Here is a 22,122-nt window from a genome sequence, read left to right as displayed (position 1 = left end):
CTTCGGTGTGACCGGCGACCTTTCCCGGGGGTGGGAGACTGGGCGGCGATGAACGCCGTACCCGACGACTCCGATCCGCTCGACGAGAGCACCACCGACGCCGGCGAGGGCTGGTCGGAGGACATGGAGCTGGCCCCGGTCCACCCCGGCGACCGGCCCTCGGCCGAACCCGACGAGGACCGTGAGGGCGAGCGGCTGCAGAAGGTGCTCGCGCGGGCCGGGGTCGGCTCGCGACGCGTGTGCGAGGACATGATCGAGGCCGGCCGGATCAGCGTGAACGGCGCCGTGGTCCAGGTGCAGGGCATGCGCGTCGACCCGGCCAAGGACAAGATCGCCGTCGACGGCGTCCGGATCGAGATCCGCGAGGACCGGGTCACCTACGCGATGAACAAGCCACCGGGCGTCATCACCGCAATGAGTGATGACCGCAACCGCGCCTGCGTCGGTGACATGGTCGGCGACCTGGCCAAGGGTCTGGTCCACGTCGGCCGGCTGGACCAGGACACCGAGGGGCTGCTGCTCCTCACCAACGACGGCGAACTGGCTCACCGGCTCGCCCATCCCTCCTACGAGGTCCGCAAGACCTACCTCGCCCAGGTGTCGGGGTCGGTGCCCCGCGACCTGGCCCGCAGGCTCCGCTCGGGGGTGGAGCTGGACGACGGGCCGGTGAAGGCGGACAGCTTCCGGGTCGTCGACACCCACGCCGGGCAGTCGGTCGCCGAGGTCGTCCTGCACGAGGGCCGCAAGCACATCGTCCGGCGCCTGCTGGCGCACGTCGGTCTGCCCGTCTCGCGGCTCACGCGTACCGCCGTCGGCCCCATCCAGTTGCAGCGGATGCGCTCGGGCTCGATCCGCAAGCTGTCCAAGGAGGAGCTCGGCACCCTCCAGGAGCTCGTCGGCCTCTGACGTTCCCGCGGGAACGCAACGGTGTGCGCGGATGCGCAGCTTCCGTCTGGATTTCTGCGCATGCGCGCACACAGTTGCCCTCAGGCACGTGGCAGCGGGCCGGTCGCGCGGCCTCCCTAGACTCGACGGGGCCCCGGCGATCCGGGTGCTGCAATCGATCGAGGAGTTGTACATGGCCGTCCGAGCCATCCGGGGCGCGACCCAGGTCGACGCCGACGACCGGGAGCAGGTGCTCGAGGCCACCCGTGAGCTGGTCAGCACGGTGATGGAGCGCAACCAGCTCGACCGCGACGACGTCATCAGCATCCTGTTCACCGCCACTCCCGACCTGGTCTCGGAGTTCCCTGCGCTGGCCGCGCGCGAGCTCGGGTTCGGCGACGTGCCGCTGATGTGCGCCTCCGAGATCGACGTCGCGCACGCCCTGCCGCGGGTGCTGCGACTCATGGCCCACGTGGAGACCGACAGGCCGCGGAGCGAGATCCAGCACGTGTACCTGCGCGGCGCCGTGGCTCTGCGACGGGACATCGCCCAGTGAGAGGCGCGTTCCGGGGGCAGATCACGCTCGACGGGCCGTCGGGCACCGGCAAGTCCACCGTGGCCCGCGGCGTCGCGGCGCGGCTCGGGGCCGCCTACCTGGACACCGGAGCGATGTACCGGGCGGCCACCGTCGCCGTCCTCGACGCCGGGGTCGACCCGCACGACGCCGACGCGGTGGCCCGCACGGTCGCCGCGGCGCGGATCGAGGTCGGCACGGAGGCCGGCACGGAGCTCGTCCTGGTCGACGGAGTGGACGTCGCCACGCGCATCCGGAGCGCCGAAGTCACCCGTGCCGTGTCCGCCGTCTCCGCTGTCCCCGCCGTCCGTCGTCAGCTGGTGGACCAGCAGCGGGCGCTCGTGGCCTCGGCCGAGGTAGTCGTCGTGGAGGGCCGCGACATCGGCACGGTCGTGCTCCCGGACGCGACGCTGAAGATCTACCTGACCGCCGCGCCGGAGGTGCGTGCCGAGCGCCGGGCCGGTCAGCTGGGCATCACCGACGCGGCGGAGATCGCCGTGCTCGCCGCCGACCTGCGCCGCCGGGACGAGTACGACAGCAGCCGGGCCGACAGCCCGCTGCGCCCGGCCGAGGACTCCGTCGTGGTGGACAGCACCGACCTCGACCAGCAGGGCGTCGTCGCCAGGATCGTGGAGCTCGCGGCGTCGACCGTCGCGGCAGGGGAGCGGGCATGAGCGAGGAGCAGAGCGGGCCGCTGCCCGTCGTCGCGATCGTCGGCCGGCCCAACGTCGGCAAGTCCACGCTGGTCAACCGGTTCCTGGGGCGGCGCGCCGCCGTCGTCCAGGACGTCCCGGGCGTCACCCGCGACCGGATCAGCTACGAGGCGCTGTGGAACGGCAAGCGGTTCACCGTCGTCGACACCGGCGGCTGGGACCCGAAGGCCGCCGGCCTGGGCGCGGCGATCACCCGCCAGGCCGAGTACGCGATGAAGACCGCCGACGTGATCGTGTTCGTCGTGGACAGCCAGGTGGGGGCCACCGACACCGATCTCGCCGCGGCCCGCATCCTGCGCCGCAGCGACCGTCCGGTGATCCTCGTGGCGAACAAGGTCGACGACGAGCGCAGCGAGGCCAACGCCGCCGAGCTGTGGTCGCTCGGCATGGGTGAGCCGCAGCCGGTGAGCGCCCTGCACGGCCGCTCCAGCGGCGACCTGCTCGACCTCGTCCTCGAGGCGATGCCGACCGCGCCACGCGAGCAGTTGGAGGAGGGCGGCCCGCGCCGGGTGGCGCTGGTCGGGCGGCCCAACGTCGGCAAGTCCAGCCTGATCAACCGGCTGGCCAAGGAAGAGCGCTCCGTCGTCGACTCCGTGGCCGGCACGACGGTCGACCCGGTCGACTCGATCGTCACCCTGGGCGGCGAGGAGTGGCGCTTCGTCGACACCGCGGGGCTGCGCCGCAAGGTGAACACCGCCAGCGGCATGGAGTACTACGCCAGCCTCCGCACCGAGGCCGCCATCCAGGCGGCCGAGGTCGCCGTCGTCCTGCTGGCCGCCGACGAGGTGATCAGCGAGCAGGACCAGCGCGTGATCAGCCAGGTGGTCGACGCCGGCCGGGCACTGGTCATCGCGATCAACAAGTGGGACACCCTCGACGAGGACCGGCACTTCCAGCTGGAGAAGGAGATCGAGCGCGAGCTGGCGCGGGTGCGCTGGGCGACCCGCGTGAACATCTCGGCCCAGTCCGGGCGCGGGGTGAACAAGCTCGCCGACCACCTCCGGTCGGCGCTGGCGTCGTGGGAGTCGCGGGTGCCCACGTCGGAGCTGAACACGTTCGTGCGGGCTCTGGTCCAGGAGACGCCGCCACCGGCACGCGGCGGGCGCGCCCCGAAGATCAAGTACGTCACGCAGGCCGACGTCCGGCCGCCGCGGTTCGTGGTCTTCTCCACGGGGTTCCTGGAGGCCGGCTACCGCCGCTTCCTCGAGCGCAAGCTGCGCGAGCGCTGGGGTTTCGAGGGGACGCCGATCGAGGTCTCGGTCAAGGTCCGCGAGGGCCGGGGGAGCGAGCGCCCGAAGGGCTGAGCCGGGCGGCGCTCCCTCAGTTCCCCGGCCGGACGTCCTGGACGGCGTCCGCGTTCGCGCGCGGGACCGGCACCCGAGCGCCCTCGGCCCCCACCCCGGACGCCGGCTCAGGCTCGTCGGGTCGGTGCGTGAGCGTGCTGGGCCACCACATCCACCGCCCGACGTCGAGCGTGAGCGCGGTGACGAGCACCGAGCGCACGACGATCGTGTCGAGCAGCACGCCGAGCGCGACCGCGATGCCGAGCTGGGTGACGAACGTCAGCGGCAGCGTCGCCAGCACGGCGAACGTCGCGGCGAGGACGAGGCCGGCCGACGTGATCACCCCGCCGGTGGCGGCGAGCCCGACCAGCGCCGCACGCCGCGTGCCGTGGTCGGACGCCTCCTCCCGCACGCGGGTCATCAGGAAGATGTTGTAGTCGATGCCCAGCGCGACGAGGAACACGAAGACGAACAGCGGGAAGGCGCTGTCGGTGGAGTCGACGTCGATCGTCCAGTCGAAGATCAGCGCGCTCAACCCCAGCGCGGCACCGTAGGACAGCACCACCGTCGCGACGAGGATCAGCGGCGCCACCACGGCCCTCAGCAGCACGCCGAGCACGAGCAGCACCACGGCCATGATCAGCGGGATGATGACCCGGTTGTCGCGCTGGGACGCGGTCTGGACGTCGAGGTTGATGGCGGTGTTGCCGCCGACCAGCGCCTCGCCGTCACCCACGTCGTCGAGCTCGGACCGCAGCGCGTCGACGCTGTCGTAGGCGGCCTGGCTGTCCGCGGGGTCGGCCAGCGTCGCCTCGATCAGCGCGGTGTCCCCGATGATCAACGGGTCCGCGGTCGAGCCGATGCCGTCGTTCGCGGCCACCGCACTCGCGACCTCTTCGGCCGTCCCGGCGCTCGTGAGCACGTAGAGGGGGTCGCCCGCGGCGGCGGGGAAGTGCCGGGCCGCCACCTCCTGGCCGACGACCGACTCCGGCGTGCCGCGGAACGACTCGGCCTGGGACAGGCCCTTCGCGTTCAGGGTGAACACCCCCAGGCAGGCCACCAGCAGCGCGGCGCTGGTCACGATCCAGACCACGCGCGGGCGCGGGCGGACCGCCGACCCCACGCGCGCCCACAGCCCGGTCGCGGTCGGCTCGGGGCTGCCCAGGGCCGGGCGCACCGGCCAGAACACCCAGCGCCCGCAGATGACCAGCAGCGCGGGCAACAGGGTCATGAGGACCGCGAGGCTCACACCGACGCCGATGGCAGCGACCGGACCCAGACCCCTGGTCGAGTTCATGGTGGCCGCGATCAGGCACAGCATTCCGAGGATCACCGTGCTCCCGCTGGCCAGGACGGCCGGGCCCGTGCGGTGGACGGCCTCGGTCATGGCCTCGTGCCGGTCGGCGTGCAGCCGTAGTTCCTCGCGGTAGCGGGCGACGAGCAGCAGGGCGTAGTCGGTGCCCGCGCCGATGACCAGGACGGTGAGGATGCTCGCGCTCTGGGCGTTCACCGTGAGATCGGCGTAGCGGGCGAGCAGGTAGATGAGCGCCTGTGCGCAGAACAGGGCGACCACCGCCGAGAAGATCGGCAGGATCCACAGGACCGGGCTGCGGTAGGTGAACAGCAGGATCAGGATGACGACACCCAGGGCGGCGTACAGCAACGTGCCGTCGATGCCCGCGAAGGCATCGGACGAGTCTGCCGCGAACCCGCCCGGGCCCGTCACGTAGACCTCGAGCCCGTCCGGTCCGTCCCTGGCCTCGGCGCGCATGCCGTCCACGAGCGGGGCGATCGCCACCCACCCGTCGGGGCCGACGTTGAGCGGCACCACGAGCTGCGCGGCCTGCCCGTCCTCGGCCGGGATGGGTCCCAGGACGTCGCCGTCGACCTCGGCGAGCTGCCCGAAGACCTCCGCGTTCTCCACCACGGCGGCGAGGTCGGCCGGCGTGAGCCCCTCGGGCCGCTCGTAGACGAGGACCGTGGTGATGATGTCGGGATCGGAGCCCAGGTCGGTCTGCTGCTCGAGGGCGAGCGTCGACTCGGCATCGCCGGGCAGCCACGAGGAGATCTCGTTGTCCTGCTCGTCGGTGAGGCCGCCTGCCAGCGGCGCCGAGGCGGCGGCCAGCACCAGCCAGAAGACGAGGACGACCCACTTCAGCTTCGGGTGGCTGACTCGGGAAGCGAACGACCTGCCCATGACGGACACCTCCGGCACCTGTGGTGCCCGCGCTCGGCTGCGCGGTGGAATCCCCGTGCCGCGACGCTAGCGACAGGCTCCGTCGGCTGTCACCGCCTTTGCGTGCGGCCCGGCGCGGGAGGTCCAGGGGGCGGCGAAGAGGACCTGGCGGTGCGGTAACCTGCTCAGGCGGTCGTCGCGCGGCCTGGGAGTCTCCGGGAAGCACGCGGCACGCGGGCTGTAGCGCAGCTTGGTAGCGCACCTGACTGGGGGTCAGGGGGTCGCAGGTTCAAATCCTGTCAGCCCGACAGAAGAACTGCAGGTCAGAGGCGGGTCGGCCGTGAAGGTCGGCCCGCCTCCTGCGTTTATACAGCAACGGGGTACAGCAATGCGGCCGGAGTGCAGCAACGGTCCCCACCGGAGCGCCTCGTCGAGCGAACCGCCGCCTCCCGATGCTGACGGGACCGACGTGGCTGTAGATGTCCGCTGTGATGGCGTACGACGAGTGACCCAGGTGCTCCTGGACGATCTTGGTGTGTGTTCCGGCCGCCAGCAGGAAGCTCGCTGCGGAGCGCCGCAGCGAGCCCCACGAGGTGCGGCGCTTCTACCCGTTCGCCCCGTTCACCGGCGGCCGGGCACCGCGGAGATCGAGTGGCACGGCGTGCGGATCCCGAAGAACTCGTTGTGCTGCTGGACCTGTACGGACAGAGTCTCCCTCACCAACCAGGTCGCTCGACTCGTCGTCGGTCCCGGGCCTCCCGGGCCAGTCGACGTGCTTCGCGCAGGGGCTGCGGTGTCCGTACCCCTGAGGTCGTCGTGAGCAGGACGGTGGCGGCCACGGTTGCGGTGGTGCGCCACGCGGCGTGGGCGGCGAGCGGACGAACGCCCGTCGCCGTCCGCACCCAGCGCGCGACCTCGGCGCCGTGGAGCAGCAGCGGAGAGGTGTCCCCGCGGTGGGCCCCGGGCTGAGCGCCCCGAGCGAGGAGGGGACGGTCGGTGACGCCGATGCTCGGGACGTCGAGCATGGCGCCCAGGTGCAGGGCGAGGCCTGCACGTCGAGGATGATCCCGGCCAGCGGCGGCGAGGAGGAGGACGTCGGGCCGTGTCCCGAGGGACTCCACCGCTGCGGCGAGCAGCGGCCCCTCGCGAACGGCCAGCAAGGCAGGGACGTAGCCGGCTCGGGCGACGCCTTCGAGGACCCGCGCGGCGATGAGCTGCGATCCGCGCAGCAGGACAGCGCTCGCCCAGGCGGGTTCATCGGCCCCGCTGTGTCCCTGGCCGCCGCAGCCGTAGGTCACGACCGCGGCCGCCACCTCGAGGGGCGTCCTCTCGGGGTACCAGGCCGATGGCTGCAGGGCGGCCAGCCGCTGCTGCTCGGCCAGGACGGCATCGGCGTCCACCGGCCACTGTCCGCGGCTTCCTCCGCAGCCCACCTCGTCATCCGCCTGACCACGGTCGGCCACGCGCGGGCCGGCCGTTGCCCCCCCCGTTCGTCGGTCAGGCGTCCTCGCGGTCGGGGCTCTCCAGACGGAAGAAGTTGCTCTGATTCCCGTCCTTGCGCTGATCCTGGTAGAGGAAGTTGAGCTTGCGGACGTCGAAGGTCTCGAACCACTCGTCCCAGCTCACGTGTCGCAGCCGCTCGGAGTCCCCGCCGAAGTCGAAGCGCAGCACGCCGAGATGGTCACCATGCTCCGTGCCTTCCACGGTCGCCGGTACCGCGCTGCGTTCCTCGGCCCACCGGCGGATGACCTCGTGGCTCGTGGTGGCCAGGCTCCGACCTTCGCGCTCGGGATCGTCCTCGAGGGAGGTGATCTCCTGCGAGTACTTGAGTGACTTGGACGTCTGCTCGCCGGTGCGCAGCTGCCCGTCGTCGGGACCGCGGTCGCCGGGCAGTCCAGCCTCTCCCTCACCGGTCCCGTTCGCGGGGCCGGCCGACCCGTCGCTCTCGTGGCTACCGTCCTCGCGGTAGGCATGGGAGATGGCCTCGACCAGCTCGTCCTTCTTCATGGAGGAGGCGCCGCTGACGCCGGCCTCCTGGGCCTTGTCCCGGAGTTCGTCGACCTTCATCTGCCGCAGCTCGGTCTCGCTCAGCCCCGGGGTGTCGGGGGTCTCGTTGCTCATTCGCTGGATCCCTTCTCGTAACGGGGGCGATGGCCGTGGCCGACCACGGGGCGACGTCGGAGGAGCACCGTCCTGTCGTGATCCCCGGCGTACCCGTCGCGCCGCGGCGCACGCACGGCGTCCTCGCCGTGTCCGAGGGAAGAAGGAGGCCTTGGTCCAGCTCACCGGTGTCCCGGCCTTGGCCAGGCGGCTGAGCGAGCGGATCCTGCGGCTACGCAAGGCCACGTCGACCGCATCTGATTGCAACCCGTGGTGACCTCCGTCCTGACGGGGCGACCGGCGTCGGTCAGCTGATCAGGGGCGCGATCGATCGGGCAGGTCGACGGCGTCTGTCTGTCCCGGTGACGTCAGGACGCCGGCCAACGCGCTACTGGCCACGAAGCCCTGCCCGCGGCGACACAGATGATGGTTCCGTCCCGGCCGCCGAAGTCGGCGACGCGATCTCGGCTCAGCTGGATGCAGCACCGCGGCGGATGCGGTGACCCGGCGCGGCACCGGCCGGTAGCGGCCGCCGACCCGCCGGTGCACGTCCGGGTCCAGGCGGTTCTCGAGCAAGCCGTGCCTGGAGAGGCGCCCGGTTCAGGGCCCATGTCGCAGCCGGCGAACGGCTGTCCGGCAATAGTCCTCTTCCAGTTCCAGGCCGATCGATCGCCGTCCGGCCCGGTGTGCGGCGACGAGCGTCGAGCCGGTGCCCGCGAAGGGATCGAGCAGCAGGCCACCCCGCGGGCAGGCCAGCTGCACCAGTGCGGCCATCATGGCGACCGGCTTGGGAACCGGGTGGGCCCATCGCCGGCGGAGTTCCGGCGTCCGTCGCAGCACACGGTCTGCCGCGTCGACCCGAGGCCGGGCAGCTGCCCAGCCAGGCGGTGCGGCGACGACCACGGTCTCCGGTTTCCCGGACTCGCGGTGCCAGGAGAGCCGGTGGGCGACCTGCAGACCCGTTCCGAGGAGGAGTTGGTCGATCCGTTGCGCGTTGTGGGCGCCGATGCAGGCGACCACAGGTCCCGTGCTGACCCGGCAGCACTCCGCCAGTGCTTCGTTGAGCCAGGACACGTAGTCCTCATCGGGCAACTGATCCCGGTTCCTCCCGTACGGCCGGCCCAGATTCCACGGCGGATCCGTGACGACCGCGTCGACGCAGTCGCTCGGCAGCGCCGGGAGCATCTGCGTCGCGTCCGCACACACCACGAGGGCACGCGCCGACACGTCGGAGGGCGGCCGCCGGTGCCTCGCCGGTCTCTCCGGTCCGCCGTCCGGCCGTCCGGCCTCTCGAGTCACCATCGCCCGGAAGTCATGTTCCTCGGCCCCGCGCCGCTGCGAGGGCATAGGCCAGGTCGGCGGCCTGGCGGCCGATCCGGGCGTCGTGGACGCGGATGACGTGTCCTCCGACCGAAGCGCCGAGCGCGCAGGCCGCCGCCGTCGCGACGTCCAGGGGAGCGCCGTCGAGCCCGAGGGTGCGGCGCAGGAAGATCTTGTTGGAGACGGCGACCAGGACGGGACAGTCCAGCGAGACGATGTCGTCGAGGCGGGCGAGCAGCTGCAGCGACTGGCGCCAGGATTTCCCCAGGTCGATGCCAGGGTCGACGATCACCCGATCGCCGTCGATACCGGCGTCCTGAGCCGCCTGCGCCAGCGCCGTGAGCCGGTCGCTGACCTCACCGAGGAGATCGGCGTAGACCGGGTCAGGATCGGGGACGCCCGGAGGACGGCGGATGTGGGTCACCACCACCGCCGCGTCGGCCGCCGCCACCGTCGGTAGGTAGGCCGGGTCGAGGCAGCCGCTCATGTCGTTGCCGAGCACGGCTCCCTCTGCGAATGCCGCCTCGGCCACGCCGGCCCGGGTCGTGTCCACGGCAAGGGGGACGTCGAACCGCGATCGCAGCGCGGCGATGGTCTCGGCCGCGAGGTCGCGTTCCTCGTCCGGACCGACCTCGGCAACCCCGACCCCGCCCGGACGGGCGCCCACCTCCAGGACGTCGGCGCCGTCGGCCACCAACTGCTCGGCGCGGGTGAGCAACCGGTCGAGCTCGTAGTAGGCGCCCCGGTCGGAGAAGGAGTCGCGGGTCCGGTTGAGGATTCCGATGACCACCGGCCGCTCGGCGAGGTCGAAGTGTCGGGTGCCGAGTCGAAGGAGCATCCGCCCGGCTTACCAGACCCGCGGTCGATCCACAGGAGACCCCCGCCGCGGCTCCCAGGGGATGAGGGCGCCGACGGAGCCGGTGGGGGTTTCCTGTCGCCGGTGCCGAGGTAGCTCGTCTCCAGCCCCGGAGACGGCGGGGTCAAGCCAGCGGCGGTGGGGGGCAACGGTGCCCGGACGGCGGTCGATCTGCTTCCACACATCCTCGACGGATCCGTCGGGGATGCGTGTGCACGTGCTCGACCTGATCACCGAGTACTCCGGGGCGGCCGACGTCTCGGTGATGGTCCGTCCGACGGACGGTGGCCGACGGATGCTGCATCGGGCGGCCGAGCTGGGAGCTCGGATGCTCCGGCTGCCGTCGCCCCGCGATCCGCGGTTCGCCGAGTTGATCGGCGGCTTCCTCGCGGGCCACCCGGCGGACGTCTTCCACTGCCACGTCGGAACGAGGTCCGAGGACCGGGACGGGGTCCGCCTCGCTCGCCTAGCCGGATGCCGGGTCGTGGTGCAGACCCGGCACCTGCCGTACCTGGTGCAGCCGGCGGATCCGGCCGCGCTGCGCGCCGCGATCGCGGCCCTGTTCCCCGATCCCCGGCTCCGCCACAGCCGAGGCGCCGCGGGCCGGCGCCGGTACCTGGCCGAGTCCACCCGGGAGCGGACGGCCGCCCGGACGGCCGACGTCTACGAGCGAGAGCTGCTGGCCGCCGTCGTGAGGCGGGGATGAGCCGGTTGCGTGTGGCCTGCGTGGGCACCGGCTTCATCGCCGGACAGCACCTCGGCGCCCTGTCCGGTTTCGACGACGTCGAAGTCGTCGCGGTCGCTGACGCCGTGCCCGAACGCGCCGAGGCGGCCTCCATCCGATGCGGGGCCCGGCCGTACGCGGACGGCCTCGCGCTGCTGGAGGAGGAGGAACTCGACGCCGTCTGGCTCTGCGTGCCCCCGTTCGCGCACGGCCCCCTGGAGACGGCGGCCGTCGCCCGAGGGCTGCCGTTCTTCGTGGAGAAGCCGCTCGCCCTGGCCCTGGATACCGCCCGGACCGTGGCGCGGCAGGTCGCCGCCTGCGGCCTGGTCACTGCGGTCGGCTACCACTGGCGGCACCTGGAGGTGGTGCAGCAGGCGGCGGACATGCTGAGGGAGACGCCGGCGCAGCTGGTCTCCGGCTACTGGCTGGACAAGACCCCGCGGGTGCCGTGGTGGACGTTCCGCTCCGGGTCGGACGGTCAGGTCATCGAGCAGACCACGCACATCTTCGACCTGGCCCGTCTGCTCGTCGGCGAGGTCGACAGCGTCTCGGCTCTCGAACACGCCGTGACTCCCGAGACGGGGCGGGACGGTGAGGTGCCGACCGCCGCCACGGCACTGCTCGCCTTCACCTCGGGCGCGGTGGGAAGCATCTCGTCGGCCCGCGTCCTCGGCTGGCGGCACCTCGTCGGGCTGCACCTGGTGGCCGAAGGCCGGGCCCTCGAGGTCTCCGAACGGGGCCTGACCGACCACGAGCTGCGGGTGGTCAGCGGCACGGGTGAGGAGCAGCTCGTCCGGTCGGAGCAGGACCCGGTCGCCCGCGAGGACCGGGAGTTCCTCGATGTCCTGCTCGGACAGGCCCCGCGCGTCCGCGTCCCCTACGAGGAGGGGCTTCGCACCCACGCGCTGGCCTGCGCGGCCGATCGCTCCGCCCGCGAGGGGATCCCGGTGCGGCTGGACACCGCCGCGAGGGCAGCGGCGGAGCCGTTCCATGAGTGAGCGACCGGTCCGGTCCATCGGCGTGGCCACGCCGGGCCGGCCGGAGATGCTGGACGACGTCGAATCCGAGCCCGGGCCCGGGCAGGCGTGGGTCCGAACCGAGTGGAGCGGCGTCAGCGCGGGGACGGAGGTGGCGCTCGTGCGCGGCACCGACCCGCACCACCAGCTGCGCTGGGATCCCGATCTGCGGTCGTTCGACGGGAACGGCCCGCCCGCCGGCTATCCCATCCGGGGGCTGGGCTACATGGAGGTCGGCCGGGTCACCGAGAGCCGCGTCGGCTCCATGCCCGAAGGCTCCCTGGTGGCCATGGCCTACGGCCACCGCACCGGCCGGTGCGCCGATCCCGCTCGTACGACGGTCGTCCCGGTGCCTGACGACCTCGATCCGCTGCTGGGCGTCTACCTGGCCCAGATGGGTCCCATCTGTGTCAACGGGCTGCTGCACGCCGCCGCGAACCTCGCCGGCCCCGGCGCGACCGTCGACGCCGGCGTCCGCGACCGGCACGTCCTGGTGACCGGCGCCGGCGTCATCGGCCTGCTGTCCGCACTGCTCGCAGTCCGGCACGGAGCGGCAGCCATGCTGGTCGCCGAGCCCTCGCCGGAGCGCCGCGCCGTCGCCGCGGCACTGGGGCTGGACAGCGTCGACGACGCCGACGGGGCGGCGTGGCTCGAGGTCAAGCAGCGGTGGCGGCACGGTCCCGGGGACGTCGGCGCGGATGTGGTGCTGCAGTGCCGGGGCCACGACGTCTCCCTGGCCACCGCCCTCAAGGCCCTGCGACCGCAGGGCACCGTGGTCGACCTGGGCTTCTACCAGGCGGGCGCCGAGGCGGTCCGGCTGGGCGAGGAGTTCCACCACAACGGCCTGAGCGTCGTCTGCGCCCAGATCGGCCGCGTGCCGCGCGGCATGGCCGGGACCTGGCCGCGCGCGGCACTGGCCGCCGTCACCCTCGACCTGCTGCGCGAGCGGGGACAGGACATCCGTACCCAGCTCGTCACCGACATCGTGCCGTTCGACGACGGCCCGCAGCTGCTGGCCGACCTCGCCGCCCGTCGGCGGGCCACGCTCCAGGCGGTGCTGCGCTTCGACGCCGACTGATCCGCCGTGCGGGTCCGACTCGTCGGCTCCGCCGCTCGAGTGGTTGCCAGTCACGTGCGCGACCGGACACCGAACCGCCAGCGATGCCCCGTCCGATGTGCGGTCCACGCCCAGCGGGACATCGAAGCGCCGACCCCACGGTCCGCATCCCCGGGCGACCAGAGGTCACAACGACAGCCGCCCCTCTCTGACTCAGCGCAGCACGGACCGGAAGAGCTCGACCAGCCGGTCGGCGTGGGCGTCGAAGGTGTGCCGCTCCCGGACGGCGAGGGCTGCCGTGCCGCCGCGGCGGTCGGCCAGCTCCCCGGCCAGGACGGCCCGTACGTCGTCGGCCGAGCGGTAGAACAACCCGGTCCCCTCCGTCCGCAGCACCCGCTCGACGGAGACCAGCGATCCGGGGTTGGCCTGCTGCAGGAGTGGCAGCCCGGCGGCCAGCAGCACGGGCAGCCGGGCGGGGGAGTTGAGGTCGTCCCAGCCCGCTCGGTGCAGTTCGCCGCCGTTGTCGCTGTCGAAGCGGTGCAGCCAGCCGGCGTCGTACCGGGAGAGCTCGCCGACCCAGTCCTCGGGGCCTACCGGCGGGTGCAGGTGCACGTGGTCGGGGGCGGCGGTGAGCGCCTCGTCGAGCCAGGTGGTCCATGACCCCTTCGGGCCCGGTGCCCGGACCTGGCCGTAGAGGTGGGTGTGGATGCCGCGCCGGGCCAGGTCGAGGACCCAGGCAGCGTCGAGGCCGGCCGGCCGGCCCACGACGACCGTGTGCGCCTCACCGTCGGCCTCGGAGAGCTTGTCGGCGAGCGGCGCGTCCAGCCATTGCCGCTTCGGTAGGTCGCCGTCGAGCACGCCGAGCCGCGCGGGATCGACCCGTCCCCGCAGGGCCGCGGCGAACCAGTCCCGCTCCTCGTCGGTGGCCAGGAGGCAGGCGTCGGCGTGCGTGACGAGGTCGGCGAGCAGCGGCCACTCGCCGCGGACGATGCTGCGCTGGGGTGACTCCTTGAAGTGCCAGACGAAGGGCAGTTCGGGGAAGGCCGCCCGCACCGCATGCGCGAGCGGGACGGCTCGCCAGTTGAGCTGCGCCCAGACGACGTCCGGCCGCAGCCGGCGTACCGCCTCAGGCCAGCGCTCGCGTGCCAGGTCGGGGACGTGCCCGAAGGGCAACGGCCCGACGGTGGCGTCGCCCAGCCCGTCGGTCGTCCACAGGCCGCCGAGCCGGTGGCCGCGCTCGGCCAGGGCGAGGACCCGCTCCGGGTTGAACGCCAGCTCGCCGACCACGAGCACGTTGAGGCCGTGCGGTGCCGCCGGGTACCGGGCGTCCCGGAAGCGGGCGTATCGCGCCACCTCGTCGACCTCTCCGCTGTCGGTGGAGGCGAAGCGCAGCGGCCCGGCGACCCGGTACCGGCTGCGGAAGACGTTGAGGCCGCCGTCGAAGGACTCCCGGATGGCGCGGGACCGCTGCGCGGGGTGGCGGGTCCAGGAACAGGTGACCCGGCCGGTGTCCGCGGTGCGTCCGCGGGCCGCCAACCGTGCCCAGAACAGCCGCTCCAGGTCGTCGGTCTCCAGCTCGGCCCGTTCCGTCCACCGGTCCCCGGTGCGGCGGTGCGCCACCTGGACCAGCTGGGCGTAGGGCGTACCCGCCGGCTCGGACAGGCCGGAACGGACGAGCACGACCTCGGGGTCGCTCAGGCAGTCGAGGACCCGGGACAGGTGGTCGGAGTGCCAGACGTCGTCGGCGGGCAGCAGGGCGACGACCGGCGCGGCGGTTCCGTCCAGTCCCGCGTTGAGCGTGGCACCGACCCCGCGGTTGTCCGGCCAGCCGACGAGCCGGATCCGGGGGTCCGCGAGCGCGGCGACCACGGCGGCCACGGCCTCCGGGTCGGGAGAGCCGTCGTCCAGGACGAGGGCTTCCCAGTCGCAGACCTGCTGACCGAGGAGGCTGTCCAGGGCCCGGGGCAGGAAGGCGGACTGGTCGTGGACGGGGACCAGCACGGAGACCCGGGGAGCGGGGTCACGCAAGGGGAACGGACGACGCGTCGGGTTCCATGACCGCCGCGTACACGCCGGTGACGCGGGCGGCCAGCGCCGGCCAGGCGTAGGCCCGCGCCCGGGCCCGCGCCCCGGCCGAGAGGCGGGCCCGGAGCTGGGGGTCGGCCACCAGCCGGTCCAGCGTCTCCGCCAGGCAGTCCACGTCGCCTGGCGGGACGAGCAGGCCGGTCTCCCCGTGTCGCACGACCTCCGGGATGCCGCCGACGTCGCTCGCCACCACGGGCAGGCCGGCGGCCATGGCCTCCACCAGGACCGATCCCATCTCCTCGTAGGCCGAGGGCAGCACCAGCACGTCGAGGGAGGACAGCACCCCCGGGACGGCGGAGTGCTCGACGAACCCGGTCATCGTGATCCGGTCGGCGGCCGGGCTCTCGCGGATCAGGTGCGCGACCCGCCGGCGGTCGGGCCCGTCGCCCACGATCACGAGTTCGGCCCGCCGGCGCATCCGGCCGAACGCGCGGACCAGGAGGTCGGCCCGCTTCTGCGGAGCCAGGCGCCCGACGTAGCCGATCCGGGGACGCGCCGATGGCGGCCGCGTGTCGTTCTCGGCCGCGGTGAACAGGGACGGCTCGAAGCCGGACGGGATCGTGTGGATCCGGTCCGCGTCGACGCCGTCGGACCGCAGGGCAGCTGCGGTCCGCTGGGTCAGCACGATCACCGCGTCGGCCCGGTGGAGCGTGCTCCGCTCCACGACGCCGCCCAGCGAACGCAGCAGCCGGACCCGGAGCGTGCCGCCGCGCAGGGTGTGGCCCACGCTGCAGTGCACGGTGACGACCAGCCGGGCGCGGTGCCGGCGCGCGGCCAGCCGCGCCAGCAGCAGCGTCGCGATGTCCTCTCCCTGGTGGGCGTGCACCAGATCGACCGGCCGGACGGCGCCGGCGGGCGGACGGCGGAGCACGTGCGCCAGGGCGGTCAGAGCCCACAGCTGACGCAGGCCCGGGATGGGCAGGCCCCTCCGGTGGACCTGCGCCGACTGCCCGAGCCGGGTGACCGACCGCGGCGCGGCGAGTCGGGAGGTGACCACCGTCTGTTGGACGGCCTGCGTGTCCAGGGCGCGGGTGAGGGCGGCGGTGTGGTTCTGCATGCCGCCGATCGGGTCGAACCGGGTGGCCCGGGGATCCAGCTCACCGGGATGGCCGGCCGCCCCCTGTTCCGTGCCCGTCGACGGCTCGAACACGCTGCACAGCCGGAGTACGTGACGCTCGACGACGGTGTCGATGGAACCCGGCATCCGCGCCTCCCTGTTCGGCGACCTGCAGTGAAGCACGGGATTGCCCGCTCGGGCGGGCGGGCAGGATCCCGCCGTGCGTGCCCCGTTCGCCGACCGGTCCGTCCGGCGGGTGGCGCTGGTCCGCCTGCGGGTGGGGCTGGGTGATCTGCTCTGTTCCATGCCGGCGCTCGGTCGGCTGCGCTCGGCCCGACCGGACGTGCACGTCAGCCTCATCACCTGGCCGGAAACGGCCCCGATCGTCGACCGGATGGGGCGCATGGTCGACGAGCTCCTGCCCTTCCCCGGTGCCGAGGGCATCCCCGAACGGACGCCGGACCCCGACGGCTGGGCATCCTTCATGTGCGCTGCGGCAGAACGGCGGTTCGACCTGGCTCTGCAGGTCTACGGGGACCGGCCGGCCGCCAACCGCGTGACCGCGGCCCTCGGCGCGCGTCTGGTCGGCGGCTTCGCCCCCACCGGATGGGACCCTCCCGCCGACACCGCGCCGCTCTACCTGCGGTACCCGGCGCACCTGCACGAGACCGATCGTCATCTGCGGCTGTTCGAACAGCTCGGCGTGCCTTCGGGGCCTCCGGCGCGGATGAGCTTCCCCATCTCGGAGGCGGACGACGCCGAGCACGCCACCACGCTCGGGAACACCGGTCTGGTCCCCGGCCGGTACGTGGTGCTGCATCCGGGCGCCTCGTCCCCGACCCGGCGGTGGCCGGCCGAGTGCTATGCGGCGGTCGGCGACGCGCTGGCCGCCGTCGGGTGGGACGTCGTGCTGACCGGGGTGGCGGGGGAGCGGCCGATCAGCGCCGCGGTGCAGTCGCGGATGGGCGCGCCGGCCACCGACCTCACAGGGGCGACCAGCCTCGGCGGCCTGGCCGCGCTCCTCCGGGACTGCGCGGTGCTCGTCGGTAACGACACCGGTTCCGCCCACCTGGCCGCGGCCGTGGGGGCGTTCACCGTGACGGTCTTCCTGCCCGGCGATCCGGTCCGCTGGGCGCATCCCGGCCCGCGGCACCGGACGGTGGCCGCCGACGTGGAGTGCGCGCCCTGCCCCCATCTGGTCTGCCCGATCGACTTCCGGTGCGCGGCCTCGGTCCGCCCCGGGGAGGTGCTCGCGGCAGCCCGCGACCTGCTCGGCCAGGGCGCCTGGTGAGCCCCCGGGTCGCCTTCGTGGCCGACAGCGACGCCTGGGGCGGTGCCGAGGTGTACCTGACCCACCTGATGGAGCGGGCGGAGGACAACGAGTGGGCGGCCTCACTTGTCTGCGCCGAGCCCGTGGCCGAACGCTTCGCCGCGATGGTTCCCACGGACCGGCTCACGGTCGTGCCGCTGGCCCGGCGCCGGCCCGAGGCCCCGGCGATCCGCTCCGCCGTCGCCGCGCGGCATCCGGACGTCGTGGCGGTCAACCTCGTGGACCCGCCCTCCAACGCGGCCGCCCTCGCCGCCGGGCTCGCGGTCGCGCCGACCGTGGGGGTCCTCCACCTGGCCGGGGACACCGGGTCCGGGGAGCGACGGAACGCGCTCGCGGCGCTGTACCGGCGTCTGGCGGCCGTGGTGAGCCCCTCGGCCGAGGGCCGCCGGCAGGTGACGTCCGAGCTGGGCGTGTCGGGGGAGCGGGCGCACGTCGTCCCCAACGGTGTCGCCGTCCCCGCCGTCCCCAGCGGACCGGCCGGCCGCTCGGTGCCCCGGGTCGGGGCGCTCGGCCGGCTGACCGGGCAGAAGGGCTTCGACGTCCTGATCGATGCGGTCGGGTCGTTGGTCGCGGACGGGAGGCCGGTGGAGGTGGTCATCGGGGGTGCCGGTCGGGACGAGGCCGCGCTGCGCGCCATGGCGGCGGGGCTGCCGGTGACCTTCTGCGGCTTCGTGACGGACGTCCGGGCGTTCCTCGCCGGCCTCGACGTGTTCTGCCTGTCCTCACGCCATGAAGCGCTGCCTCTGGTGCTGCTCGAGGCGATGGCCGAGGGCCTGCCGTGTGTGGCGACCGACGTGGGCGACGTGGCCGTGGCCGTGGGGGAGGACGCCCTGGTCGTCCCGCCTGGTGACGTGACGGCGCTGTCCGTGGCGCTCACCGCCGTGTTGTCCGATCCCGCTCGCCGTGCGGGGCTGGGCGTCCGGGCCCGCCGGCGCGCGGTCCAGGAGATGGACGCCGGCCTGATGGCCGAGCGGACCTTCGCCGTCCTCGAGCGCGCGCGGCGTAGGGGACCCGAGGGTTCGCCGTGAGGCTCTCCGACGTCGCCGAGGACCTGTACGGCGTGCCACCGGAGGAGTTCATCGACACCCGCACGGGCCGCCGGAAGGAGGCAGGTGCCGACGGCGACCGCCAGCTGGCGCGGGAGATCGGGAAGCTGCGGAAACACTCGACCGCGGCCTGGGTGCTCGACACGCTGACCCGGCGGGAACCGGGAGGAGATGAGCCGCCTCGGGGAACTTGGCGGCGCCCTCCGGGGAGTCCAGCGCAGCCTGGAGGGCGACCAGCTGAAGGAGCTGGCCCGGCAGTGCCACCGCGTGGTGGCGGCACTCACGCGTCAGGCCCGGTCCTCGCGCAGCAAGAGTCGCTCGATGTCATCCAGCGCTCCATCCACAGAATGTGCGACAGCGGCGTCCTCCGTGTTGAGCCGGACGCAGTGATGCCGACTGAATCTGGCAGCACTAAGAACTGAGCCCCGCCGTCGAAAAGACAGCGGGGCTCAGCAATTGAGGCCACGGGAGTCCTGCGCGGGCCGCTGAGCCGGATCAGTGATCAGAGGTAGCGGCAGACAGTGGCGGGCGGGCAGGCGTCGGGTGCGACCGTGTCGGCCTGGTCGAGCAGGGCGGCGACGGTGGCGCGTAGCGCCGTGAGGTCGGCGAGCTGGCGGTCGAGGTCGGCCAGCCGATCGCCCAGCAGATGCTGCACGTGGGAGCAGGGCGCATTGCCGCCGTCGCGGATCGCCAGTACCTCACGGATCTGGGCCAGGGTGAGACCAGCGCGTTGGCTGCGCTGGATGAAGTCCAGCCGCTCGGTGACGGCCGGGTCGTAGGTGCGGTAGCCGGCGGAGGTGCGCTGCGGGGGTGGGAGCAGCCCGGCGGCCTCGTAGAAGCGCAACGTCTTGGTGGTGGTGCCGGTGGTCGCCGCCAGCTCGCCGATCCGCACGTCGGTTCCCCTTCCGGCTTGACCTTTCCCTGCACTGGAAGGTCCAGCCTTGGGCGTGGACGGCCGACCGGCAAACCGAGGGAGCGTGCGATGGCCATCGACCAGGACGTCGATCTGGCGGTGATCGGTTCCGGAGGCGCGGCGATGGCCGCGGCGATCGCCGCGCGACAGGCCGGGGCGCAGGTCGTGCTCGTCGAGCGAGGCACCCTGGGAGGCACGTGCGTCAACGTAGGATGCGTGCCATCGAAGACGCTGCTGGCCGCGGCCGGTCTCCGGCACGCCGCGATGACCAACCCGTACACAGGGGTGGCCCTGTCCGCCGACGGGGTGGACCTGGCGGCCCTGGTCGCCCAGAAGGACGGCCTGATCGCCGGAATGCGCCAGGCCAAGTACGCCGACGTTGCAGACGCCTACGGCTTTCCCGTCCGGCAGGGGGAGACACGTTTCCGCGACAGGGACACCGTGGAGATCGACGGCGTCCCGCTGCGCGCTGGGGCCTACGTGGTCGCGACCGGTGCTGTACCGGACGTGCCGGCGCTGCCGGGGTTGGACCAGCTGCAGCACCTGACCTCCACCACCGCCATGGAGCTGACTGCGGTACCCGAGTCGCTGGTCGTGATCGGGGGTGGCTACGTGGGAATGGAGCAGGCGCAACTGTTCGCCCACCTGGGCGCGGACGTGACCGTCGTCGGCCGCCTGGCTCCGCACGCAGAGCCCGAACTCACCGAGGAGTTGTGCCAGATCTTCGCCGACGACGGGATCACCGTCGTCGAGGAGCGCGCCGACACGGTGAGGGGCACCGGTGATGGCGCGACCGTGACGACCGCATCGGGCCGGCAGGTGAGTGGGCAACGGTTGCTCGTCGCGACCGGCCGGCGGGCGCAGACCGATGGTCTGGCGCTCGAAGCCGCCGGGGTGCGCACCGACGCTCGCGGCTTCGTCGTCACCGACGACCAGCAGCGCACCAGCAACCCGCGGATCTTCGCGGCCGGGGACGTGTGCGGCGCACCGCAGTACGTCTACGTCGCCGCCGCGGGCGGCCGGGTAGCGGCACTGAACGCACTGGGCGCCGGCGGCGGCACCGAGCCGGCCCGCGTCGACTACACCGGTCTGCCTGCCGTCGTCTTCACGCGTCCTCAGCTGGCCTCCGCCGGCTTGACCGAGGCGGAGGCGCTCGCGGCCGGGCACCGCTGCGAATGCCGGGTGCTGGGACTGACCGACGTCCCGAGGGCGCTGGTCAACCGAGACACCCGCGGCGGGGTGAAGGTGGTCGCCGATGCCGACTCCGGCCGGGTGCTGGGTGTGCACGCCCTGGGCGAGGGGGCCGGCGAGATGATGCTCGCCGCTACTTACGCCATCAAGGCCCGGATGACTGTCGACGACGTGGCCGACACATGGGCGCCCTACCTGACGATGGCGGAGGGCCTGCGCATCGCGGCCGGACTCTTCCGCAACCAGATGCCGACCTCCTGCTGCGCCTGAGTACCAGCGCATCCGCAGGACCGCCCGTTCACGCACATCGACGAGGGGAAGAGCGATGACAGAGCACGTGGACGTCGCCGTGATCGGCATGGGCCCGGGCGGTGAGGTCGCCGCAAGTCGGTTGCTGTCCGGCGGACGGCGGGTCGCGGTGATCGAACGTGAGTTGATCGGGGGAGAATGCGCCTACTGGGCCTGCATCCCGTCCAAGACCGTGCTGCGGTCCCCAGAAGCTGCCGGCGGGGTCGATCGCGCTCCGGGCGCCGAGGGCGCGCGGCTGGACTGGCCCACCGCGCGTGACTATCGCGACTACATGGCCCGCCACCTCGACGACGCCGGCCAGGTCAGCGGCTACCGGGACGCTGGCGCGCTGGTGCTGAAGGGCGATGCCCGGATCAGCGGTCCGGGACGGGTCACCGTGGACGGCCGGGAGCTCACCGCCGATCACGTCATCATCGCCACCGGCTCGGAGTCGCGCGTCCCACCGATCGACGGCCTCGGCCAGGTCACCGTGTGGACCAACCGCGAGACCTACACCGCCGCGGACCTGCCCGGCCGGGCTCTGATCGTGGGCGGCAGCGCCGTCGGTGTGGAGACGGCGCAGTTCCTCGTCCGCTTCGGTGTCCAGGTCACGCTCCTGCAGCGCGGCGACCGGCTGATGAGCCGCGAGGATGCGCGCGTCGGGGAGCTGACCGAGGCTCACCTGCGGGCAGCCGGCGTCGACGTCCGCACGGGTAACGAGCCGGTGCAGGCGCGCCGGGACGGTGCCGACTCTGTGCTCGACCTCGCCGACGGCAGCTCCGTCCGCGGCGACGTGGTCATCGTCGCCACCGGCCGTATCCCTCGTACCGAGGGGTTCGGCCTCGAGGACGCCGGAGTCCAGATCGCCGAGTCCGGTGGAATCGTGGTGGACGAGCACTGCCGTGCCGCCGAGGGTGTGTGGGCTCTCGGCGACGTCACCGGCGTCCTGCCGTTCACCCACGTCGCCAAGTACCAGGGCCGCATCGTCGCCGACGCCATTCTCGGCCGGCCTCGCGCCGCCCGGTACGACGGCATCCCGCGCGTCGTCTTCGCCGATCCGGAGATCGCCGCCGCCGGGCTCACCGAGGGCCAGGCCCACGAGCAGGGACTGACGACGGTGAGCGCCGAGGTCGACCTCGCGCAGGCCATCGCCCGGCCGTGGACCTACGAGCGGGATCCCCGCGGCCACCTGGGCTTGCTCGCCGATCCGGACCGCCGGGTGCTGCTGGGCGCCTGGGCGGTCGCCCCGCAGGCGGGGGAGTGGATCCACCAGGCGTCCCTGGCCATCCGCGCCGGCATCGGCATCGACACCCTGCTCGACCAGGTCGCACAGTTCCCCACCTACACCGAGGGATACCTGACCGCGCTCGAGGCGCTGGACCTGTAGGCCCGGCGGTTGCTCGGCTGCACGGGCCTCGCGGCGTGTGACAGAACTGCCGTGCGGGGGCTCTGCGAGCTGGCCACGTGCCAGCAGGACCGGCCCGGGACAGGTGGTCCGGATACGGCTG

General features: G+C 73.1%; 19 protein-coding genes and 1 tRNA gene. 12 read left to right on the top strand and 8 right to left on the bottom strand.

Annotated elements, in window-relative coordinates; translation table 11 throughout:
- Positions 1-48 precede the first annotated feature (48 nt).
- The 4 genes from FHU33_RS12695 (at position 49) to der (ending at position 3,476) form a co-directional block, all read left to right on the top strand.
- Positions 49-906, top strand: coding sequence for a pseudouridine synthase (locus FHU33_RS12695; RefSeq protein WP_142025676.1), 858 nt, complete (start codon positions 49-51; stop codon positions 904-906).
- Positions 907-1,078: 172 nt separating this feature from the next.
- Entirely contained in the window at positions 1,079-1,441 is a 363-nt protein-coding gene (gene aroH / locus FHU33_RS12690; protein WP_142025675.1) for a chorismate mutase, read from the top strand.
- Positions 1,438-2,133 (top strand): (d)CMP kinase, encoded by a 696-nt coding sequence (gene cmk / locus FHU33_RS12685; RefSeq protein ID WP_142025674.1) that lies wholly within the window; start codon positions 1,438-1,440, stop codon positions 2,131-2,133. The genes aroH and cmk overlap by 4 nt, the downstream gene beginning before the upstream one ends.
- Positions 2,130-3,476 (top strand): ribosome biogenesis GTPase Der, encoded by a 1,347-nt coding sequence (gene der, locus FHU33_RS12680; RefSeq protein ID WP_142025673.1) that lies wholly within the window; start codon positions 2,130-2,132, stop codon positions 3,474-3,476. The genes cmk and der overlap by 4 nt, the downstream gene beginning before the upstream one ends.
- 16 nt (positions 3,477-3,492) lie before the next feature.
- Here der and FHU33_RS12675 read toward each other — a convergent pair whose 3' ends face one another.
- Entirely contained in the window at positions 3,493-5,652 is a 2,160-nt protein-coding gene (locus FHU33_RS12675; RefSeq protein WP_142025672.1) for an MMPL family transporter, read from the bottom strand.
- Positions 5,653-5,865: 213 nt separating this feature from the next.
- Here FHU33_RS12675 and FHU33_RS12670 point away from each other — a divergent pair.
- A tRNA-Pro gene (locus FHU33_RS12670) sits at positions 5,866-5,939 on the top strand.
- A 408-nt stretch (positions 5,940-6,347) separates the two neighbouring features.
- Here FHU33_RS12670 and FHU33_RS12655 read toward each other — a convergent pair.
- From FHU33_RS12655 to folP, 4 genes are all read right to left on the bottom strand, one after another.
- Positions 6,348-7,031: an endonuclease V gene (locus tag FHU33_RS12655; RefSeq protein ID WP_170182444.1), complete on the bottom strand. Its 684-nt coding sequence runs from the start codon at positions 7,029-7,031 to the stop codon at positions 6,348-6,350.
- A gap of 97 nt (positions 7,032-7,128) precedes the next feature.
- On the bottom strand, positions 7,129-7,752 hold the full coding sequence (locus tag FHU33_RS12650) for a Rho termination factor N-terminal domain-containing protein (protein WP_142025671.1): 624 nt from the start codon (positions 7,750-7,752) through the stop codon (positions 7,129-7,131).
- 579 nt (positions 7,753-8,331) lie between these two features.
- A complete protein-coding gene (locus tag FHU33_RS12645) occupies positions 8,332-8,823 on the bottom strand; it encodes a DNA-methyltransferase (RefSeq protein ID WP_170182443.1) in 492 nt (163 codons plus the stop codon).
- Between the two features lie 220 nt (positions 8,824-9,043).
- Positions 9,044-9,889 carry a dihydropteroate synthase gene (folP, locus tag FHU33_RS12640; protein WP_142025669.1) on the bottom strand — a complete coding sequence of 282 codons (846 nt, stop codon included), beginning with the start codon at positions 9,887-9,889 and terminating at the stop codon, positions 9,044-9,046.
- Positions 9,890-10,112: 223 nt separating this feature from the next.
- Here folP and FHU33_RS12635 point away from each other — a divergent pair, with 223 nt between their 5' ends.
- Genes FHU33_RS12635 through FHU33_RS12625 form a run of 3 tightly spaced genes read left to right on the top strand, consistent with a single transcriptional unit; the run spans position 10,113 to position 12,725 of the window.
- On the top strand, positions 10,113-10,613 hold the full coding sequence (locus FHU33_RS12635; RefSeq protein ID WP_142025668.1) for a hypothetical protein: 501 nt from the start codon (positions 10,113-10,115) through the stop codon (positions 10,611-10,613).
- Positions 10,610-11,629 carry a Gfo/Idh/MocA family protein gene (locus FHU33_RS12630; RefSeq protein WP_142025667.1) on the top strand — a complete coding sequence of 340 codons (1,020 nt, stop codon included), beginning with the start codon at positions 10,610-10,612 and terminating at the stop codon, positions 11,627-11,629. Before FHU33_RS12635 ends, FHU33_RS12630 begins: the two co-directional genes overlap by 4 nt.
- Entirely contained in the window at positions 11,622-12,725 is a 1,104-nt protein-coding gene (locus FHU33_RS12625) for a zinc-dependent alcohol dehydrogenase (RefSeq protein ID WP_142025666.1), read from the top strand. Before FHU33_RS12630 ends, FHU33_RS12625 begins: the two co-directional genes overlap by 8 nt.
- Positions 12,726-12,917: 192 nt before the next feature.
- Here FHU33_RS12625 and FHU33_RS12620 read toward each other — a convergent pair whose 3' ends face one another.
- On the bottom strand, positions 12,918-14,705 hold the full coding sequence (locus FHU33_RS12620) for a glycosyltransferase (RefSeq protein ID WP_246063562.1): 1,788 nt from the start codon (positions 14,703-14,705) through the stop codon (positions 12,918-12,920).
- Between the two features lie 19 nt (positions 14,706-14,724).
- Positions 14,725-15,993, bottom strand: coding sequence for a glycosyltransferase family 4 protein (locus FHU33_RS12615; protein ID WP_142025664.1), 1,269 nt, complete (start codon positions 15,991-15,993; stop codon positions 14,725-14,727).
- 73 nt (positions 15,994-16,066) lie between these two features.
- Between FHU33_RS12615 and FHU33_RS12610 the strand changes: the two genes are divergently transcribed.
- Together FHU33_RS12610 and FHU33_RS12605 are read left to right on the top strand one after the other, a co-directional pair.
- The gene (locus tag FHU33_RS12610; protein ID WP_246063560.1) at positions 16,067-17,137 is read left to right on the top strand and encodes a glycosyltransferase family 9 protein; all 1,071 of its coding nucleotides are present in this window, start codon (positions 16,067-16,069) and stop codon (positions 17,135-17,137) included.
- On the top strand, positions 17,134-18,204 hold the full coding sequence (locus tag FHU33_RS12605; RefSeq protein ID WP_142025663.1) for a glycosyltransferase family 4 protein: 1,071 nt from the start codon (positions 17,134-17,136) through the stop codon (positions 18,202-18,204). The genes FHU33_RS12610 and FHU33_RS12605 overlap by 4 nt, the downstream gene beginning before the upstream one ends.
- Positions 18,205-18,724: 520 nt before the next feature.
- On the opposite strand, the gene FHU33_RS12600 is transcribed toward FHU33_RS12605, so the two are convergent.
- Positions 18,725-19,114: a heavy metal-responsive transcriptional regulator gene (locus FHU33_RS12600; protein ID WP_142025662.1), complete on the bottom strand. Its 390-nt coding sequence runs from the start codon at positions 19,112-19,114 to the stop codon at positions 18,725-18,727.
- A gap of 90 nt (positions 19,115-19,204) precedes the next feature.
- On the opposite strand from FHU33_RS12600, the gene merA reads away from it, so the two are divergent.
- A complete protein-coding gene (gene merA / locus FHU33_RS12595; RefSeq protein WP_142025661.1) occupies positions 19,205-20,596 on the top strand; it encodes a mercury(II) reductase in 1,392 nt (463 codons plus the stop codon).
- 55 nt (positions 20,597-20,651) lie between these two features.
- The gene (locus FHU33_RS12590; protein ID WP_142025660.1) at positions 20,652-22,001 is read left to right on the top strand and encodes a dihydrolipoyl dehydrogenase family protein; all 1,350 of its coding nucleotides are present in this window, start codon (positions 20,652-20,654) and stop codon (positions 21,999-22,001) included.
- Positions 22,002-22,122: the final 121 nt, after the last annotated feature.

The sequence above is a fragment of the Blastococcus colisei genome (assembly GCF_006717095.1).
Classification (GTDB): Bacteria; Actinomycetota; Actinomycetes; order Mycobacteriales; family Geodermatophilaceae; genus Blastococcus_B; species Blastococcus_B colisei.
The sequence above is the reverse complement of the archived record's forward strand: the minus strand, read 5'-3'. Positions and strand labels throughout refer to the sequence as shown.

Excerpts from the sequence above, each read along its gene's own strand:
- folP (WP_142025669.1), bottom strand. The coding sequence starts at position 9,889 with ATGCTCCTTCGACTCGGCACCCGACACTTCGACCTCGCCGAGCGGCCG.
- FHU33_RS12615 (WP_142025664.1), bottom strand. The coding sequence starts at position 15,993 with ATGCCGGGTTCCATCGACACCGTCGTCGAGCGTCACGTACTCCGGCTG.
- FHU33_RS12635 (WP_142025668.1), top strand. The coding sequence starts at position 10,113 with ATGCGTGTGCACGTGCTCGACCTGATCACCGAGTACTCCGGGGCGGCC.
- aroH (WP_142025675.1), top strand. The coding sequence starts at position 1,079 with ATGGCCGTCCGAGCCATCCGGGGCGCGACCCAGGTCGACGCCGACGAC.
- FHU33_RS12625 (WP_142025666.1), top strand. The coding sequence starts at position 11,622 with ATGAGTGAGCGACCGGTCCGGTCCATCGGCGTGGCCACGCCGGGCCGG.
- FHU33_RS12630 (WP_142025667.1), top strand. The coding sequence starts at position 10,610 with ATGAGCCGGTTGCGTGTGGCCTGCGTGGGCACCGGCTTCATCGCCGGA.
- merA (WP_142025661.1), top strand. The coding sequence starts at position 19,205 with ATGGCCATCGACCAGGACGTCGATCTGGCGGTGATCGGTTCCGGAGGC.
- FHU33_RS12590 (WP_142025660.1), top strand. The coding sequence starts at position 20,652 with ATGACAGAGCACGTGGACGTCGCCGTGATCGGCATGGGCCCGGGCGGT.
- der (WP_142025673.1), top strand. The coding sequence starts at position 2,130 with ATGAGCGAGGAGCAGAGCGGGCCGCTGCCCGTCGTCGCGATCGTCGGC.
- FHU33_RS12675 (WP_142025672.1), bottom strand. The coding sequence starts at position 5,652 with ATGGGCAGGTCGTTCGCTTCCCGAGTCAGCCACCCGAAGCTGAAGTGG.
- FHU33_RS12695 (WP_142025676.1), top strand. The coding sequence starts at position 49 with ATGAACGCCGTACCCGACGACTCCGATCCGCTCGACGAGAGCACCACC.
- FHU33_RS12650 (WP_142025671.1), bottom strand. The coding sequence starts at position 7,752 with ATGAGCAACGAGACCCCCGACACCCCGGGGCTGAGCGAGACCGAGCTG.